Raw genomic sequence first — 17814 nt, 5'->3', positions numbered from 1 at the left:
AAACGGCCTTCAGTGGAAGGCCGTTCTGCATCGCGCCAGATCATGGCATTTCCGGCAACTCCTGAGGCCGCAAGTCGAACACCAGCACTTCGGCATCGACCCCGTTGCTCAAGGTGAGCAGCTGTTCTTCACGAACCCGCACGCCGTCGCCTTCCTGCAAGGCTTGGCCATTGAGTTCGACGCTGCCACGCGCAACGTGCAAGTAAGCGTAACGATTGGCCGGCAATTTCAGCGTGGCACTTTCCTCGCCGTCAAATAACCCGGCGTAGACCCGCGCATCCTGACGGACTTTCAGGGAGCCATTGCTACCGTCCGGCGAGATGATCAGTTGCAGGCGACCACGTTTTTTCTGCGCGCTGAAGTGTTCCTGTTGATAGCGCGGCTTGGCGCCACTGACATCCGGCACGATCCAGATTTGCAGAAAGTGCACGGGCTTGGTGGCCGAGTGGTTGAACTCACTGTGCGCCACGCCGCTGCCGGCACTCATCAATTGCACGTCCCCGGGGCGGATCACCGAGCCAGTACCGAGGGTGTCCTTGTGTTCCAGCGCGCCTTCGAGCACATAGGAAAAGATCTCCATGTCGCGGTGCGGGTGCTGGCCAAAGCCTTTGCCGGCGGCGACCCGGTCATCGTTGATCACCAGCAGATCGGAGAAACCCTGTTCACGCGGGTTGCGGTAGCTGGCGAAAGAAAAGGTGTGAAACGACTTCAACCAGCCGTGATTGGCGAGGCCGCGATCGGAGGCTTTGCGAAGAGTCAGCATGATGAAATCTCCTGGCGGGACGTGAATTCGTCCGAGTGAGGAGAAGGTTACTGGTTACCCGGTGAGGCAATAAGTAGATGGAAATTGAAAGACTGTCCGGCTCAGGTTGACAGTTTTGCGTTATGGTTCACCCATTCGATCACGCTCCTGAACACTCGGTCCGCCATAATGCCTTGGCTGAAGCGTGCGTATTGACCCTTGAATATGTGTGAAACCTCCCATGAAAACCGTGGCAATGGTGCTGTTCCCTGACTTTCTGATGCTCGACATGGCGGGGCCGCTGGAGGTGTTTTCAGTCGCCAACCGTTATCTGAAACCTGATCTGCACTATCAATTGACGACTCTCGGCACAGAGCGCGGCTTGCTGAGGGCGTCCAACGGCGTGCAGGTTCAGGCTGACTTGCACATCGACGAAGCGGCCGAGCGCTATGACCTGCTATTGGTGCCGGGCGGACCCGGCGCCTATAACCAGAGATTTCCCGAGCTGTTTGGCTGGTTGAAAAAAGCCGTGCCGCGCGCGGAGCGTTACGGTTCGATTTGCACTGGCGCATTCATCCTCGGCCACGCCTGCCTGCTTGATGGTTATCGCGTCACCACGCACTGGAACTACACCGAACGGCTGATCGAGGCTTTCCCGAAAACCACGGTGACCACCGATCAGATCTACGTCGAGGATCGTAATCTCATCACCTCCGGTGGCGTTACGGCCGGCATCGACCTGGCGCTGGCGGTGGTGGCCAGAGATCACGGCAAGAAAATCGCCCAGGACGTTGCCAAGGTCTTGTTGGTGGTCATGAAGCGCCAGGGCGGTCAAGCGCAGTTCAGCCCGTTGATGGCGGCAGTCTCACCGCAAGAAACGCCCATCACCCGCGCACAGAATTACGTCCTTGAACATCTGGATGAAGCGTTCACCGTCGAGCGCATGGCTGGATTGGCGAACATGAGCGCACGGCACTTTGCTCGCCTGTTCGCCCGTGACGTCAATATGACGCCGATGGAGTTTTTGCAGAATGCCCGCATTGACTGCGCGCGAAACCTGTTGGAAACCGGCGATCTGCCGCTCAAGACCATCGCCTACAAAAGCGGCTTTGGCAGTGTCCGGCACATGCGCTCGTTGTTCGCCGAAAAGCTCGGTCTTACACCGTTACAATACCGCGAACAGTTCAGCTAGAGCGGTTCTGTCCGTCTGACGCAGTCGGATGTCCGTGCTGCGTCGGCTCTGGCGGTTGTATCGTCACGCGAGAGTGCCAAGATGTTTGGCATGAATAATCACAACGACACAAGCCACGGTTCAGTGCTGCGTTTCGGCCCCTACGCCTTTCATGTGCGCCAACGTCTGGTCCTTGAAGGAGAGCAGCCGTTGCGCATGGGCGGGCGCGCCATGGACATCCTTCAGGCGCTGCTCGAACACGCGGGTGAGGTGGTCAGCAAAGAGCAGTTGATTGCTCGAGTGTGGCCGACCTCGGTCGTCGAAGAGATCAACCTGCGGGTGCACATTGCGGCGTTGCGCCGCGCACTGGGTGACGGCGTAAACGGGCAGCGTTTCATCATTCACGTGGCGCACTGCGGCTACAGTTTTGTCGCCCCGGTGGAGCAGGGCACCAGTGATGCGCTGACCATGCCCGCTGCCGCGCTCATGCCCCTGCACAATCTTCCGGCACGACTGACGCCAGTCAGTGGGCGCGACGCCCTGATTGGTAGTCTGGTTCGACAAATGCCGGTATGCCGCTTGATGACGATTACCGGTGCGCCGGGTGTTGGCAAGACCACTGTGGCATTGCGCGTGGCGGAATTGCTCCTGCAATACTTTCGCGATGGCGCCTGGTGGGTCGACCTTGCCAGCCTCGAAGATGACATTCCATTACTCGAGCGCCTGTTGCACACCCTGAAGACAGACTTTTTCACACTGACCGGCCGGCACGCCTTGTTGATCCTGGATAACTGCGACCACCAGCGCGACAGCTGTGCGGCACTGGTGGAAACGCTGTTGCATGCTGCGCCTCGCCTGTCGATTCTGGTCACCGGCCGCGAAGCCTTGCAAGTCGCGCAGGAGACCGTTCATTACGTGCCGCTGTTGGCGATTCCCAAGCGCTCGACATTGAACACCGTCGAAGAAGCCATGGGCTATCCGGCGGTGCAGTTGTTCGTCAATCGCGCGCGGGCACGGCAGCATGGCTTCTGTTTGCGTGAGCAGGATTTGCCAGGTGTGCGCGAGATCTGCCGTCAACTGGACGGTCTGCCGCTGGCGATCGAGCTCGCCGCTGCGCAGATCGACGCGCTTGGCTTGATCGGCTTGCAGGCACAGGTTGAAAACGGCCTGCAGTTGCTTGGCCAAGGCCGGCGCACCGCGGAACCGCGCCATCAGTCGATGGCCGCTGCGATCGATTGGAGCTTCCAGTACCTGACGGAGATGGAACAGCGTGTGCTGCTGCGTCTGTCGGTATTCAGCGCGGGCTTTACCCTGGAGGCCGCACTGAGTGTGATCAGCAGCGCGGATGTGGCGGGTTCCAGACTGTCCGCGATAATCGAAGGGTTGGCGCGCAAATCGTTGCTTGTTCGAGAACCCAACCGTGCGACGGCCCGCTATTGGATGCTCAACACCGTGCGCCGCTATGCTCGTGATCAGTTCGAGCGCAGTGACGACAATTTCGAACTGAAACAGCGCCATGCGCGCTATCTCAGCAGAACGCGCAACGCTTCAGGCCGGGCACTGCTCGTGGAGGCTGTCGAGTAGCAGGCGGACCTTGCGCAAGTCCGGTGTGGCGTAGCCTTCGGTGAAGCGCTGGTAAATGGGGCTGAGCAAATCCCATGCTTCGCGATGGCGGGACTGGCGCTGCCATAATCGGGCGAGGTCCGTGGCGCTGCGCAGTTCCCAAGCGAGGGCGCCCTGGCTTCTGGCGATGGCCAGAGCTTGTTGCAGGGTTTGTTCGGCTTCTCGGGTTTCAGCGGTGTCTGAGCGGGCCGATTCGCGAGCAGGCTCGCTCCCACAGGATGAACCCTTCAACAATGCCGCCGCCCGCGCCCGCAATATCTCCGCTGCACTCCATCCCGCATCGCCATTGCGCGCGCGCTCCACCAGTGCATCATCGACAAAACGCTCATCCAGCGTAACCATCACTTCCCGAATCAGACCGCTGCTCTGTGCTGGTACGGGCACGGCATTATCCGGATCGATCACCTGCGCATACTGCCGGCCCCAGTTATTGAACAGCAGCACCGAGTGCTTCTGCGATTGTTCCAGCAGCAACTGCAGCAGCGCGCGGGCGTTTACATGCTCGCCGTTGTAATGAGCGATCAGACAACTGGCCAGCGCCAGGGTGTAACAGATCGATGTGCCGTGATTGATCTGCACGGCGATGTCCAGCGCCTGCCGTGCGGCGCGCCAGGCTTGCTCGGGCAGACCCTGCAACCACAGCACTCGGGCCAGTACTGTCAGCGAAGCGACGCTCTGGTCGTATTGCACGCCAAAACCATGGGTGAAACGATTGAGATGGCCGCTGTGCGCCATGCGTTGCAGCACCTGCTCGGCATGTACGCGGGCCTGCGGCTGGTCGCCGGCATAATGCAGGGCCAGCACCCGCAAGCGATGTGTGCTCAGTGACAGCAGCGGTTCGCCATGCAGTCCGATGCGGTCGAATTGCTCACTCTGCGCCAGCGCCATGCGGTAATGCCCGCAACTCAGATTGACCGCCATATGCCCCGATATCGCACGCAGTTGCCCGGCCAGATCGCCGTGTTCCTCGGCCAATTGGCAGGCGTCGACGAAGGCCTGAATAGTTTGTGGCGTGCCGCCCCAGGTGTGGTAGCTGGCGCTACCGAGCGCCAGTTTCAAGGCGATTTGCAGGCGAGGGCAGGGCGGTAGCAGCGAGTCTGCTGGCGAAGCCTCCAGCAGACTCAGTGCCCGGCGTACATAGCGGCTGTAATCGCGCAGCAACGACAGCTCCTGCCACAAAGGCGCCGACGCGGCTGCCAGTTGCACCCCCAGCTCATCCGGTCCCGGGCCGTTGAGGCTCCAGTCCAGCGCCGCGCGCAAATCCTCCAGACCCCGGGCATAGCGCTCCATCCACAATACAGTCGGAGTATTGTCCCAATCCGCCTGCGCCTGCTGCATCAGTGTCAGGCATCGCTCGGCGTGGCGTTGGCGGGTTGCGTTGAGCTCGTCGGCCTGTTCGAGTTTTTCCAGTGCGTAGTGGCGGGTAGTGTCGAGCAAGCGATAGAAAACATCTTCGTCGCCCACTTCGACGCTCAGCAGGGATTTGGCCACCAATTGCGTGACGGCGGTGAACACCGCGCCGGGATCAATCTGTTGACCGATGATCACCGCTGCCGCCGAGGCGAGGGTGAAGCTGCCGCGGAAAATCCCCAGTCGCCGCAGACAGGTTTGCTCGCAGACGTTGAGCAGGTTGAAACTCCAGTCCATCGTCGCGCGCAGGGTCAGGTGGCGTTCGGCGCTGCTGTGGTGTCCGGCCGACAATGGCGGCAAACCCTCGCGCAATTGCTTGAGCAATCCGTCCATGCCCAATTCGCTGACCTGCGCGGCGGCCAGTTCCAGTGCCAGCGGAATGCCGTCCAAGCGCTGGCAGATTTCGATCGCTTGCGGCAACTCGGCGTGGCTCAGTCGGAAGTTTTCCCTGGCTGCGGTGGCGCGCTCGACAAACAACTGCATCGCAGCAAAGCCCAGTGCTTGGGCCGGCTCCATCGGGGTCGACATGGACGGGCATTCGAGCGATTCCAGACGCTGCACGAACTCACCCTCAGCGCGCAGGCTCTCGCGGCTGGTCGCCAGGATATGCACCTTTGGTGCCCCCCGCAGAATCTGCTCGCTGAGCGCGGCGACCGCATCAATCAAGTGCTCGCAGTTGTCGATCACCAACAACATTTGCTGTTCTCGCAGGCCGTCGACCAGACCAGCCTGCGCATCGCCTTCAGCTGCGGACAGATCAAGCAGCGTCGCCAGATGCGATCCGATCAGCGCGGGATCGGCGATGGGCGCCAGATCCACCAGGCGGATGCCGTCGCGATACTGGTCGAGCAATTGTTCGGCGACGCGCAGGGCGACGGTGGTCTTGCCAATGCCGCCGGGGCCGACCAGAGTGATGCAGCGTCGGCGCGGCAGTTGCGTAATCAAGTGATCGATCAGGGGTTGGCGACCAATCATCCGCGTACGACGCAGCGGCAGGTTGTGCCGGGGCGCGGCGACCGCAGGCGTTGCTTCGATGCTGTCGAGCACGAACGGTGCGACAAAGCTGTAGCCGCGCTGCGCCACGGTGACGATGTAGCGCTGGCCGTTCTGCCCGTCGCCAAGCGCTTTGCGCAGCGCTGCCATGTGCACGCGCAAATTGATGTCTTCAACGACACTGTCTGGCCAGACCCCGGCCATCAATTGCTGTTTGCTCACCACTTCACCGGCATGGGCCAGCAAAATCAGGAGGATGTCCATCGCCCGCCGTCCCAGGCGCAAAGGCTGTTGGCCTTCAAGTAGCAATCGTTGCCCGGGATGAATCCGATAGGGGCCAAACGCAATGGCCTGATTCGGGGAAAAACTCAACAGCGCGCTCCTGCGGTGATGCGGCGGACAGGGCGAATCAGTGCCTGGCGCAAGCGCAGGCCGTCTGATCCGGGGTGTCCGGGCATAATCCTCAGGTTTGAGCATCAGTGCAACGGGTGGCGTAACGGCAGCAGTCAAAACACCGCAGGCTGCGCTGCGGTGTTTTTCGGTTTATCCATGACTCGACAGCGCCAGGCGAAGGGATTGATGCCCTCGCTGCGGGTGAACATGTGGCAGAAGTGCGCCTGATCGCAGAAGCCGCATTCGAGGCTGATTTGCGTCAGGCTCAAGTCGGTGTGCTGGATCAGCAACTTGGCTCGAGCCAGGCGCTGGGCGCGGATCCAGTCCTGTGGCGACAGGCCGGTGCTGCACTTGAATGCGCGGGAGAAATGACTGCGTGACAGTGCACATGCCCGGGCCAGCTCAGCTACTTCGAGGCTTTCGCCCAAGCGATCGAGGATCAACTGTTTGATCTGGCGTTCGCGCTGCGGACTGAGTCCGCCAGTCGTGTTTTTACGCGGTTCGCTGGCAGGGGCGAGGGCGACGGATTGCTGTAGATAAGCCATGGCCAAGGTCCGTGTCGGTGGGGAAGGCACGGTCGGCGCATTCCCTCAGGTCAAAAAAGCAACGCTGCGCAGAGGGCTTCATTGTTGGGCGATGCCTTGAGACTGACGAGTTAATCGTTGTTAATTTCCTCGCTCAGGCTGGAACTCAGCACATCCTTGCAAGTCAGCGCCCGGCGCTTTGCGCGACGATGTCGACAAAGCATGGCCGCCGTTGGCCAGGTTCAAAGGGGAATGCAATGAAAAGCTTGGTGAAAGCGGCAACGACGCTGGCGGTCGTGCTGGCAATGTCCGGCGCCATGGCGCAGGCACCGCAGGTTGGCACTCAGGCGCCGGGTTATTTCCGGCTGGCTGTCGGCGATTACGAAGTCACCGCGTTGTTCGACGGTTACAACGATTTGTCGCCGAAGTTGTTGCAGGGCATGAGCCAGAGTCAGATTCGCGCGCTGCTTGCGCGCCGTTCGATTGAAACCCCTGGCGTGCAGACGGCGTTCAATGCCTTTCTGGTCAACACTGGCAAACAACTGATTTTGGTCGACACGGGCGCAGGACAGTGCATCGGCGCCACCGCAGGCCAACTCTCGGCCAACATGCAGGCCGCCGGTTACAAGCCTGAACAGGTCGACACGATTCTGCTGACGCACCTGCACCTCGATCACGTCTGCGGTCTGGTCGACGCCGAAAAGAAACCGGTGTTCGCCAACGCCACCGTGTTTGCAGCCAAAGCCGAGGCCGACTACTGGCTCGATCCGGCAGCGCTGGCCAAGGCCCCGGCGGGCGCCAAAGAGTTTTTCAAGATAGCCCGGGACTCTACGGCGCCTTATGTTGCCGCCGGTCGCTTCAAGACGTTTGCCGCCGGGCAATCACCGCTGCCCGGGCTGGTCGAAGCAACCCTGGAAGCCGGCCACACGCCGGGCAGCACCACGTACCGCTTCACCTCGCAGCAACAGAGCATCGTGTTCATGGGCGATCTGGTGCACAACCTCGCGGTGCAGTTTTTGCACCCGGAAGTGTCGATCGGTTTCGACGTCAACAGTCAGCAAGCGATCAGCAGTCGTCAGGCAGTGTTCAGTTCTGCGGCGGCAAGCAAGACCTGGGTGACGGCAGCGCATCTGCCGTTCCCGGGCATCGGCCACATCACCGCCGAGGGCAAACATTTCCAATGGGTGCCGGTGGAGTACGGTCCGTACAAACGCGCGGCGAAAGTGCCATTGATCGAGTAAAGTGCCCAACGCCTGTGGCAAAAAGCGTCTGACACCGATAAGGAAACCACACCCATGAACCGTAACGATCTGCGCCGCGTCGACATGAACCTGCTGGTGATTTTCGAAGCGCTGATGTTCGAAAAGAATCTGACCCGTGTGGCGGAAAAACTGTTCATGGGCCAGCCGGCGGTCAGTGCTGCACTGGGGCGCTTGCGTGATCTGTTCGACGATCCGTTGCTGCTGCGCAACGGTCGCGGCATGGAGCCGACAGCGCGGGCGCTGGCGATCCTCAAGGAATTGCAACCGGCAATGGACGTGATTTCCGGCGCAGTCAGCCGCGCCAAGGAGTTCGAACCGGCCAGCAGTTGCGACGTATTTCGCATCGGTCTGTCGGACGACGCCGAGTTCGGTCTGTTTCCACCGCTGTTGCGCCAGCTTCAGCAGGAGGCGCCGGGGATCGTCGTGGTGGTGCGCCGCGCCAACTATCTGTTGATGCCGGCGTTGTTGGCCTCTGGAGAAATTTCCGTGGGCGTCAGCTACACCACGGATCTGCCTGCCAACGCCAAGCGCAAGAAGCTGCGTGATATTCCCTGCAAAGTGCTGCGCGGCGACGACCGTCCGGGGCCGTTGACCCTGGACGAATATTGCGAACGTCCGCATGCAATGGTGTCGTTCTCCGGTGACCTGAGCGGCAATATCGATCTGGATCTGGCCAAGATCGGCCGTTGCCGCCGAGTCGTTCTCGGCGTGCCGCAGTTCAGCGGCTTGCGCGCCTTGCTCGCCGGTACCGAGATGATCGCGACGGTCCCGGACTACGCCGCCTGTGCCTTGGTCGAAGGCTGCGCCCTGCGTGCCGAAGATCCGCCATTCCCGATCGATGCCGCGCAATTGTCCATGGCCTGGAGCGGGGTGCACGACAACGACCCGGCAGAGAAATGGCTGCGCTCGCGCATTAGCCAGTTCATGGCGGCGCCGCTGGATATTCCGGCGCTTTAACCGCCCTCGATTACACAAGCAGTTCTCCTGTGGCAGCGAGCCTGCTCGCGAAAGCGGTGTGTCAGTTAGTGTGGATGTGACTGGCCTGACGCAATCGCGAGCAGGCTCACTCCCACATTGTTTTTGTGGCGGTCTGCAAATTGAATGCACGCCGCCAATCCCTGTGGGAGCGAGCCTGCTCGCGAAAGCGGTGTGTCAGTTAGTGTGGATGTGACTGGCCTGACGCCTTCGCGAGCAGGCTCACTCCCACAGAGAAATTCGGGGCTGACCGGGCTTTGTGATTCGGCACATAGACTTGTGGGAGCTGGCTTGCCAGCGATTGCGGTGGGTCCGTCAAAGAAGGTGGTGGATGTGCCGACCAATCGCTGGCAAGCCAGCTCCCACAGGGATTCGGGGTGGAATGAACATTGTTGGTCACCACAAAAACCTGTAGGCGCGAGCCTGCTCGCGAAAGCGGTGTGTCAGTTAGTGTGGATGTGACTGACCTGACGCCTTCGCAAGCAGGCTCACTCCCACATTGTTTTGTGGCTGGCGGCAGAACATCAAAGACCTGAAAAGCAACTAAGCACACCCATCCAATTTCTCCCGCGCCGGCCTTGGCATGATTCCCGTCAATGACATTCAAAGGGTCGGGTCATGATTGCTACGAGGGATGAACAGGCGCGCGACATCGGGTTGCTGTTTCTGCGAGTCAGCGGCGGGTTGTTTCTGTTGTGGGTGCACGGCTTGCCGAAGTTGCTGGACTTCACCGCGCAGCTGCAACTGATCGAAGACCCGTTCCACCTCGGCGCTCACCTGACCCTGATCCTGGCGATTTTCGCCGAAGTCCTCTGCCCGTTGCTGATCGTCGCCGGTGTGCTGGCGCGATTGGCTTGTTTGCCTATTCTCTTTGTACTGCTCGTGGCGCTGCTGGTCGTGCATCCGCAATGGAGTGTGGCTGAAGGGCAGTTTGGCTGGTTGCTGTTGATTCTTTTCACCACCGTATTGATTGCCGGGCCGGGACGGCTGGCGATCCCTGTTCGTTTGCCCGGAGTGCTGCGTTATGCCTGAAGTCCTCAATTCACAAGCACCGGGGGCCGATGAGACCGTCACGTTGATCATCAAACACTCGGTCAAAACCGGTTTCGAATCGGCGTATGAAGCATGGCTGCGCAATATCGTGCGCGTCGCCGGGCAGCGCGAAGGGCATTTGGGTGTCGACGTGGTGCGCGGCAAGCGCGGGCGTCTGGATTTCTACACTTGCGTATTGCGCTTTAGCTCCACCGAAGCGATGCAGGGCTGGCTGGAATCCTCCGAGCGTCAGGCGCTGGTGGCTGAAGCCGCACCGATGCTGGCTGACGGTGATCAGACCGAAGTCGCGCCGGTCAATGAATTCTGGTTCACACCGCTGGCCGAGGCCGGCTCGCCGCCGCCGCGCTGGAAGCAGGCTGTCGTCACACTGTTGGTGATTCTGCCGCACACCCTGCTGGTGCCGCTGATCTGGGGCCCGCTGCTGGCGCTGCATCCGCTTCTGTCCAACTACGTGGTCGCCACGTTCCTGATCACCCTGACCATCGTCCTCTCGGTGGTCTACGTGGTGATGCCGCCGGTCACCCGTTTGTTTACCCCGTGGCTGGAAGCCAGTCAGGCCCACGAACACCTCGATTCCCAAGAAACCTCGCCGCGTTGAGCGGGGTTTGCTTCTTTTCACTTTCGCTTGAGGAACTGCGATGAGCGCCGATCTGATTTTATTCAATGGCCAATTTCATACCGTAGACCGGGAAAAACCACTGGCCAGTGCGGTGGCGATCAAGGATGGCCGTTTCGTCGCCGTCGGTAACGATGCCGAGGCCATGGCCCTCAAGGGCAGCGCCACACAAGTGGTCGACATGAAGGGCCGCTGCGTCATCCCTGGCCTCAACGACTCGCACTTGCACCTGATTCGCGGCGGTCTGAACTACAACCTCGAACTGCGCTGGGAAGGCGTGCCATCGCTCGCCGACGCGCTGCGCATGCTCAAGGATCAGGCCGATCGCACGCCCACCCCGCAGTGGGTGCGTGTGGTCGGTGGCTGGAACGAGTTCCAGTTCGCCGAAAAACGCATGCCGACCCTGGAAGAAATCAACCAGGCCGCGCCGGATACTCCGGTGTTCATCCTGCACCTCTACGACCGTGCGCTGCTCAACCGCGCTGTCCTGCGTGTGGCCGGCTACACCCGCGACACGCCAAACCCGCCGGGTGGCGAAATCGTCCGCGACAGCAACGGCAACCCGACCGGCATGCTGGTCGCGCGGCCGAACGCGATGATTCTCTACTCGACCCTGGCCAAAGGGCCGAAGCTGCCGCTGGAATATCAGGTCAACTCGACCCGCCAGTTCATGCGTGAACTCAATCGTCTCGGCCTGACCAGTGCGATCGACGCCGGCGGTGGTTTCCAGAACTATCCGGACGATTACCAAGTCATCGAGCAACTGGCCAAAGACGACCAGTTGACCGTACGCATCGCCTACAACCTGTTCACCCAGAAGCCGAAAGAAGAGCTGACCGATTTCCAGAACTGGACCGGCAGCGTCAAGCTGCATCAGGGCGACGATTACCTGCGCCACAACGGCGCCGGCGAAATGCTGGTGTTCTCTGCCGCCGACTTCGAAGACTTCCTCGAACCGCGCCCGGACCTGCCGCACACCATGGAACAGGAACTGGAACCGGTGGTGCGCCACCTCGTTGAGCAGCGCTGGCCGTTCCGTCTGCACGCCACGTACAACGAATCGATCAGCCGTATGCTCGACGTGTTCGAGAAGGTCAACCGCGACATTCCGTTCAACGGTCTGCCGTGGTTCTTCGACCACGCCGAAACCATCACCCCGCAAAATATTGAGCGTGTAAAAGCGCTGGGCGGCGGTATCGCGATTCAGGATCGCATGGCGTTCCAGGGTGAATACTTCGTCGATCGCTACGGCAAACAAGCTGCCGAAGCCACGCCACCGATCAAGCGCATGCTCGCCGAAGGCGTGCCGGTCGGCGCCGGTACCGACGCCACCCGCGTGTCCAGCTACAACCCGTGGACCTCGCTGTACTGGATGGTCAGCGGCCGCACCGTTGGCGGTCTGGCGCTTTACGAAGAAGGCTTGCCACGCAGCACCGCGCTGGAGCTGTTCACCCACGGCAGCGCGTGGTTCTCCTCGGAGCAGGGCAAGAAGGGCCAGATCCGCGTCGGCCAACTGGCAGACCTGGCGGCACTGAGCGCGGACTTCTTCAGCGTTGAAGAAGAAGCGATCAAGTGGATCGAGTCGGTCATGACCGTGGTCGGCGGCAAGATCGTCTACGCCGCCGGCGATTTCGAAGACCTCGGCCCGCGCTCGATTCCGGTGCTGCCGGACTGGTCGCCGGTAGTCAAAGTCCCGGGCCACTGGCGCCCGAACTCGCCACTGCAAGCGCAGGTTCACCAGTGCAGCGGGCCATGCGCCGTGCACACCCACAGCCATGAAAAAGCGCGGATGTCGAATGCACCGGTCAGCGATTTCGCCGGTTTCTGGGGCGCGTTCGGCTGTTCCTGCTTCGCGTTCTGAGTTTTAAAAAAGCGCCGGTCATCAGGGCCGGCGCTTCCCGTAACAACCATCCATCCAGGAGTTTTGCCATGAGCGTTCCTTACAAGCGTCTGAACAAAGATGATGCCGTCGTCCTGCTGGTCGACCACCAGACCGGTCTGATCTCGCTGGTGCAGGATTTCTCGCCGAACGAGTTCAAGAACAACGTGCTGGCACTGGGCGACATCGCCAAGTTCTTCAAGCTGCCGACCATTCTGACCACCAGCTTCGACGCAGGTCCAAACGGCCCGATCGTGCCGGAACTGCTCGAGCAATTCCCTGACGCGCCGTTCATTCAGCGTCCAGGCCAGATCAACGCCTGGGACAACGAAGACTTCGTCAAAGCGATCAAGGCCACCGGCCGCAAGCAACTGATCATCGCCGGTGTAGTGACCGACGTTTGCGTAGCTTTCCCGACCCTGTCGGCGATTGCTGAAGGCTTCGAAGTGTTCGTGGTCACCGACTCGTCGGGTACTTTCAACACCACCGTGCAACAAGCGGCGTGGGCGCGGATGTCGGCCGCCGGTGCACACCTGATGAACTGGTTCGCTGTGGCCTGCGAGCTGCAAGGCGACTGGCGCAACGACATGGAAGGCCTGGCGCATCTGCTGTCCGAGCGTCTGCCTAACTATCGCAACCTGATCAACAGCTACACCAAGTTCACCGCCAAGTAAGAAAATCAAAAGATCGCAGCCTTCGGCAGCTCCTGCATGGGAATGCATTTTCCCGTAGGAGCCGCTGAAGGCTGCGATCTTTTGCTGTTAGCGCTTCTGCAACCACCCCAAAAAACCACCTTTCTTCACCGCCACCGGTTTGGCCATCAACGCGAGGCGACTGTTCTGCTGACGCACCGCCTGCAATTTGTTCAAGGCCCGGCCGACTTCGCTGCGCTTGTCCATGCACTCACGGGTCAACTGTTTGTCGAGACGATAGATGATGCTCGACGTCAGCGCTGTGAACGTCGCCTGCGACGGTGTATCGGCAAGAATGCTCTGTTCGCCCATGACTTCGCTCGGCCCCATGCGCCCGGCCTCGGTCTGGCCATTGCCGTCCGGCACCGTCGCGCTGACCACGCCCGTGGCGATCACGAACAGACTGTCCGGCACCTCGTCCAGATCCAGCACCACCTGACCGGCCGTGTACTGCTGCGCGACCATCGACTCAGCCAGGCGATCACGTTCCTCGCTGCTCAGCGAGCGGAAAATCTTCACCTCATCCAGCAACGCACGGGCGCGGCTCGACGGTTCGATCACGCCGTCGGGATGCCGGGAAATACCCGCCGCTTCGAGATGACGGTGGGCGAGGTCGAACAGTTGATTGCGCACTTCGCTCTTCTTGCCCAGCTCAGCGATGAAACCGCTGGCAACGTATTCCGACATGGTTTCGCCGGCTTCTTTGAGTACGGCTTTCGGCGCCGGGCTGAGCAACAGCGAACTGCTGCCCTGCAAGGTACGATCAAGGGCATCCAATACCCGCCGCGGGCGAATGTGGTTCGGCACTTTGATACTGATCGAGACGCCGTGCATGTTGCTCGGCCGGCTGAGATTGACGATTTTCGCCTTGGCCGCCACCGAGTTCGGTACTACGGCCATGGTGCCGGCGCTGGTCAGCAGGTGCGTGGCGCGCCAGTCGATATCGAAGACCTTGCCTTCGACGCCGTCGATCATCACCAGATCGTCCACCTGATACGGCTTGGTGGTGTTGAGGACGATGCCGGAAAACACATCGGCGAGGGTGCTTTGCAGCGCCAGACCGACCACGATGGCGACCACCCCGGAGGTGGCGAGCAGACCTTTGACCGGCAGCTCCAGCACGTAACCGGCTGCCGCGACAATCGCTACCAGAAACACCAGCGCACCGATGACATCCTGCAGCAAGCGACCGCTGTGACCAATGCGGCGCATCAGCGCCAGGCCGATCACTTCGGTCAGCACCCGTGCCGCATACAGCCACCAGAGAATCCCCAGCGCCGTCGCCCCCAGTTGTGCCACGCGATCATCAGCGAAAAGCGGCGCCTGCAACGGGCTGACACCGGCGTTGATCACAAGCGCGCTGAACGCCAGAAACAGCGCCAGACGCACGCCGACTCGCGGCGCGCGATGGCTGAAGGGCGAGAAATGCCAGAGCGCGGCGTCGAGCAGCAACAGCACAGCGCTCCAGGACAGCAGGTGGGCGTAGAAAAGGGTCATGACCGGTACTCCGCGACGCTGGTGAGAAAAAAGATCGCAGCCTGCGGCGGCTCCTACAGGGAATCGTATTCCAGGGTAGGCGCTGCCGCAGGCTGCGATCTTTTGCTTTTATGGATTCAGATGAGTCTTCAGCTCGGCCGCCGCCTGACGCACCGCCGCTTTGACTTCCGGAATCTGGCTCAGCGGATTGAGCAGGCCGAAGTCATGAATCATCCCGTTGTAACGCACCGAGGTCACCGGCACGCCGGCCGCATCCAGGTGTCGCGCATAGCCTTCACCTTCATCACGCAGCACGTCGAACTCGGCGGTCTGCACCAGCGCAGCGGGCAGGCCCTTGAGCTGTTCGGCGCTGGCGTTGAGCGGCGAGGCATGGATCTGCGCACGCTCGGCCGGGTTGGTGGTGTAGTTGTCCCAGAACCACTGCATCATGCCCTTGGTAAGGAAGTGGCCCTCGGCAAATTGCTGGTAAGAACCGTCGTCGAATTGCGCATTGGTCACCGGCCACATCAACAGCTGGAAGCGCAGGGCAGGGGTTTTCTGCTCCTTGGCCATCAACGCCACGACCGCCGCCATGTTGCCGCCGACGCTGTTGCCGGCCACTGCCAGACGTTTGCCATCGACACCGATGTCTTTGCCGTGTTCGGCCACCCATTTCGTCGCGGCGTAAGCCTGATTGATCGCGGTCGGGTACTGCGCTTCCGGCGATGGCGTGTAATCGACATACACCGCAACAGCGCCAGAGCCGACCACCAGATCACGGATCAGGCGCTGGTGCGTCGGGAAGTCACCCAGCACCCAGCCGCCACCGTGGAAGAACATGAACACCGGCAACTCGCCCTTGACCTTGGCCGGGCGCACCACTTTCAGGTTGATGGTCTGGCCGTCGACCTTGATCGCCTTGTCGCTGACTTCCACGCCGGACAGATCAACCTTTACCGAAGCTTGGGCACCAGTCAGCACTGCACGGGCGTCCTTCGGGCTCAGTTGCTCCAGCGGACGACCACCGCCAGCGGCGAGGGCATCGAGGAACGCCTGGGTGTTGTGTTCGACGCCAGGACTGCCAGCGGCGAAAGCGCTGCTGACGGACAGGGCGAGGAGGGATGCGGCGAGGGTTTTCTTGATGCTCATGTTCAATTCCATTTTTGAATGTGTGATGTAGGAGCTGCCGAAGGCTGCGATCTGATCGTTCCCACGCTCTGCGTGGGAATGCAGCCGGGGACGCTCCGCGTCCCAACGATCAGATGGCTGCCTTCGGCAGCTCTTTGTGTTCAGGGTTGTTTTCAAACCGTGAGCACAGATTAATGGGCTGCTGAAAAGCGAAAAAGCGGCTATAAAGCGTTTAACTGTCCACCAGAGAGTGACAATGAACCCGTTCGAAGACATGCGTATTTTTTGCCAGGTCATGGACTCCGGCAGCTTCACCGCCGCGGCCGATCAGTTGGGGCTGTCCAAGCAGTTCGTCAGCCGCCGTTTGATGCAACTGGAAGAGCGCCTCGGTGTGCGCTTGTTGAATCGCTCGACCCGCCGGCTCGACGTCACCCCGCTGGGGCAGAGCTATTACGAATCGGCGTTGCGCTTGTTGGGTGAGGTGGAACAGGTCGAGCAGGGCATCGCCGGCGAAACCGCCGAGCCGCGCGGCACGATTCGCCTCAGCGCGCCGTTGTCGTTTGCCGTGGCGCATCTGGGTTGTCTGCTACCGCTATTCCTGCAGCGTTATCGCGAAGTCACCGTCGAAGTGGATCTGAGCGATCGTCCGGTCGACCTGCTCGGCGAAGGCTACGACCTGGCCCTGCGCATCGGCGTGCTGGAGGACTCGACATTGATCGCCCGACGTATCGCCAGCATCGAACGGGTCTACTGCGCCAGCCCGGCCTACCTCGCCGAACGCGGCACACCGCTAAAGCCTGAAGACCTGCACAGCCACGACTGCCTGCCTTACGGCCACGGGCGCTCGGTGCAATGGCGTTTCAACGAAGCGCCGGGCAAACCGCTGCTGATCAACGTCGCCGGCCGCATGCGCGTCAACAATGGCGAACTGCTGCGAGACGCCGCGGTGCAGGGGATGGGCATTACTTATCTGCCGACCTTCATCGTCGGTGCGGCGCTGAAGGACGGGCGGCTGGTACCGGTGCTGGATGATTTACGCCCGGAGCCGCTGACCCTGTCGGCAGTTTATCCGCAGCATCGCCAGGCTTCGCGGCCGGTGCAGGCGCTGGTGGAGTTTTTGCGTGAGCGGCTTAACCAGAGTCATGTGAATCTTTGATAGTGGTGCCTACTGGGCAAACAAACGGCGTGTTATCGATCGGGCGAAGGTCACACCGTTTCCTGCGATGTCTTTATGGATATTCCTGTCGGGTATGCAAAACGCTAAGTATCTCGATTCGATCCGTCACCTCATAAATCACTACGTAGTTAGGATGGACAACGATTTCCCGGGTGCCGGGAGATCGACCTTTACGGTAGAGATGGGGATGAACGGAGAGTGAGGTTGTGGATTCTTCGATGGATTTCGAGAGACTCACTGCGGCTGCAAAGTTTCTCTCGCCAATGTATCTGAGGATGTTCGAAAGATCGGCCTTGGCTTCGGGCCGCCACTCAATCTGCATCGGCCTTTTTTCGCATGGATTCGATCAAGGCATGCATGTCCGCCATCACGTCCTCATGGGGGAGACTCGGATGGGGATCATCTCTGGACGCCTGCACCTTGGCTCGCAACCAGCGATCATGACTGGCAGCCTGCTCGTTGTTTTCAAACCCTGAATCGTCGGGAAAGATTTTGCCGTCCATAGTGCCTCCGGGATCAATGCCTGGCAGTCTATTCGGTACAGGGATTGCTGTCGTCGTTGTCTGGATGAACTGCATCTTGGTCGAGCTCCATGAGTACTTGTAGTTCGACAAATCCTAGACTGAGCGCTTCCGACGGCCAACCGACGGAAGATGTAGGAAAACGGTTGGGGTTTCCCGAGTTCCTTCCTTTTTCTGTA

The 17814-nt window shown here is 60.7% G+C and carries 16 protein-coding genes; 9 read left to right on the top strand and 7 right to left on the bottom strand.

What is annotated here, in order from left to right; translation table 11 throughout:
- Positions 1-40 precede the first annotated feature (40 nt).
- Entirely contained in the window at positions 41-763 is a 723-nt protein-coding gene (locus AB4N48_RS13900; RefSeq protein WP_460093670.1) for a pirin family protein, read from the bottom strand.
- Between the two features lie 220 nt (positions 764-983).
- Between AB4N48_RS13900 and AB4N48_RS13895 the strand changes: the two genes are divergently transcribed.
- The gene (locus AB4N48_RS13895) at positions 984-1934 is read left to right on the top strand and encodes a GlxA family transcriptional regulator (RefSeq protein WP_056784478.1); all 951 of its coding nucleotides are present in this window, start codon (positions 984-986) and stop codon (positions 1932-1934) included.
- Between the two features lie 90 nt (positions 1935-2024).
- Positions 2025-3497, top strand: a complete 1473-nt coding sequence (locus AB4N48_RS13890) for an ATP-binding protein (RefSeq protein WP_460093669.1) — start codon at positions 2025-2027, stop codon at positions 3495-3497.
- Here the strand turns inward: AB4N48_RS13890 and AB4N48_RS13885 are convergent.
- Together AB4N48_RS13885 and AB4N48_RS13880 are read right to left on the bottom strand one after the other, a co-directional pair.
- The gene (locus AB4N48_RS13885; RefSeq protein ID WP_460093667.1) at positions 3462-6311 is read right to left on the bottom strand and encodes an ATP-binding protein; all 2850 of its coding nucleotides are present in this window, start codon (positions 6309-6311) and stop codon (positions 3462-3464) included. The genes AB4N48_RS13890 and AB4N48_RS13885 overlap by 36 nt on opposite strands.
- 134 nt (positions 6312-6445) lie before the next feature.
- The gene (locus AB4N48_RS13880) at positions 6446-6877 is read right to left on the bottom strand and encodes a helix-turn-helix domain-containing protein (RefSeq protein WP_041478577.1); all 432 of its coding nucleotides are present in this window, start codon (positions 6875-6877) and stop codon (positions 6446-6448) included.
- Positions 6878-7113: 236 nt separating this feature from the next.
- Here AB4N48_RS13880 and AB4N48_RS13875 point away from each other — a divergent pair, with 236 nt between their 5' ends.
- The 6 genes from AB4N48_RS13875 (at position 7114) to ycaC (ending at position 13315) form a co-directional block, all read left to right on the top strand.
- A complete protein-coding gene (locus AB4N48_RS13875) occupies positions 7114-8097 on the top strand; it encodes an MBL fold metallo-hydrolase (protein WP_150741525.1) in 984 nt (327 codons plus the stop codon).
- A gap of 54 nt (positions 8098-8151) precedes the next feature.
- Positions 8152-9075, top strand: a complete 924-nt coding sequence (locus AB4N48_RS13870; protein ID WP_039762138.1) for a LysR family transcriptional regulator — start codon at positions 8152-8154, stop codon at positions 9073-9075.
- A gap of 636 nt (positions 9076-9711) precedes the next feature.
- A complete protein-coding gene (locus AB4N48_RS13865) occupies positions 9712-10125 on the top strand; it encodes a DoxX family protein (protein ID WP_024012430.1) in 414 nt (137 codons plus the stop codon).
- Positions 10118-10744 (top strand): antibiotic biosynthesis monooxygenase, encoded by a 627-nt coding sequence (locus tag AB4N48_RS13860; RefSeq protein WP_110646470.1) that lies wholly within the window; start codon positions 10118-10120, stop codon positions 10742-10744. Before AB4N48_RS13865 ends, AB4N48_RS13860 begins: the two co-directional genes overlap by 8 nt.
- 40 nt (positions 10745-10784) lie before the next feature.
- Positions 10785-12623 (top strand): amidohydrolase, encoded by a 1839-nt coding sequence (locus tag AB4N48_RS13855; RefSeq protein WP_460093664.1) that lies wholly within the window; start codon positions 10785-10787, stop codon positions 12621-12623.
- A gap of 68 nt (positions 12624-12691) precedes the next feature.
- Entirely contained in the window at positions 12692-13315 is a 624-nt protein-coding gene (gene ycaC / locus AB4N48_RS13850) for an isochorismate family cysteine hydrolase YcaC (RefSeq protein WP_016774080.1), read from the top strand.
- A gap of 87 nt (positions 13316-13402) precedes the next feature.
- Here ycaC and AB4N48_RS13845 read toward each other — a convergent pair whose 3' ends face one another.
- Together AB4N48_RS13845 and AB4N48_RS13840 are read right to left on the bottom strand one after the other, a co-directional pair.
- Positions 13403-14830, bottom strand: a complete 1428-nt coding sequence (locus AB4N48_RS13845; protein WP_073474277.1) for a mechanosensitive ion channel family protein — start codon at positions 14828-14830, stop codon at positions 13403-13405.
- 108 nt (positions 14831-14938) lie between these two features.
- On the bottom strand, positions 14939-15958 hold the full coding sequence (locus AB4N48_RS13840; protein WP_460093662.1) for an alpha/beta hydrolase: 1020 nt from the start codon (positions 15956-15958) through the stop codon (positions 14939-14941).
- Between the two features lie 235 nt (positions 15959-16193).
- Here AB4N48_RS13840 and AB4N48_RS13835 point away from each other — a divergent pair, with 235 nt between their 5' ends.
- Positions 16194-17093: a LysR family transcriptional regulator gene (locus AB4N48_RS13835; RefSeq protein ID WP_041478583.1), complete on the top strand. Its 900-nt coding sequence runs from the start codon at positions 16194-16196 to the stop codon at positions 17091-17093.
- A gap of 73 nt (positions 17094-17166) precedes the next feature.
- Here AB4N48_RS13835 and AB4N48_RS13830 read toward each other — a convergent pair whose 3' ends face one another.
- Together AB4N48_RS13830 and relB are read right to left on the bottom strand one after the other, a co-directional pair.
- Positions 17167-17436: a type II toxin-antitoxin system RelE/ParE family toxin gene (locus AB4N48_RS13830; RefSeq protein WP_082228561.1), complete on the bottom strand. Its 270-nt coding sequence runs from the start codon at positions 17434-17436 to the stop codon at positions 17167-17169.
- A complete protein-coding gene (relB, locus tag AB4N48_RS13825; protein ID WP_236169329.1) occupies positions 17426-17617 on the bottom strand; it encodes a type II toxin-antitoxin system RelB family antitoxin in 192 nt (63 codons plus the stop codon). The genes AB4N48_RS13830 and relB overlap by 11 nt, the downstream gene beginning before the upstream one ends.
- Positions 17618-17814: the final 197 nt, after the last annotated feature.

Source organism: Pseudomonas sp. S2_C11 (assembly GCF_054668395.1).
This window is presented reverse-complemented; position numbering and strand designations above follow the sequence as displayed.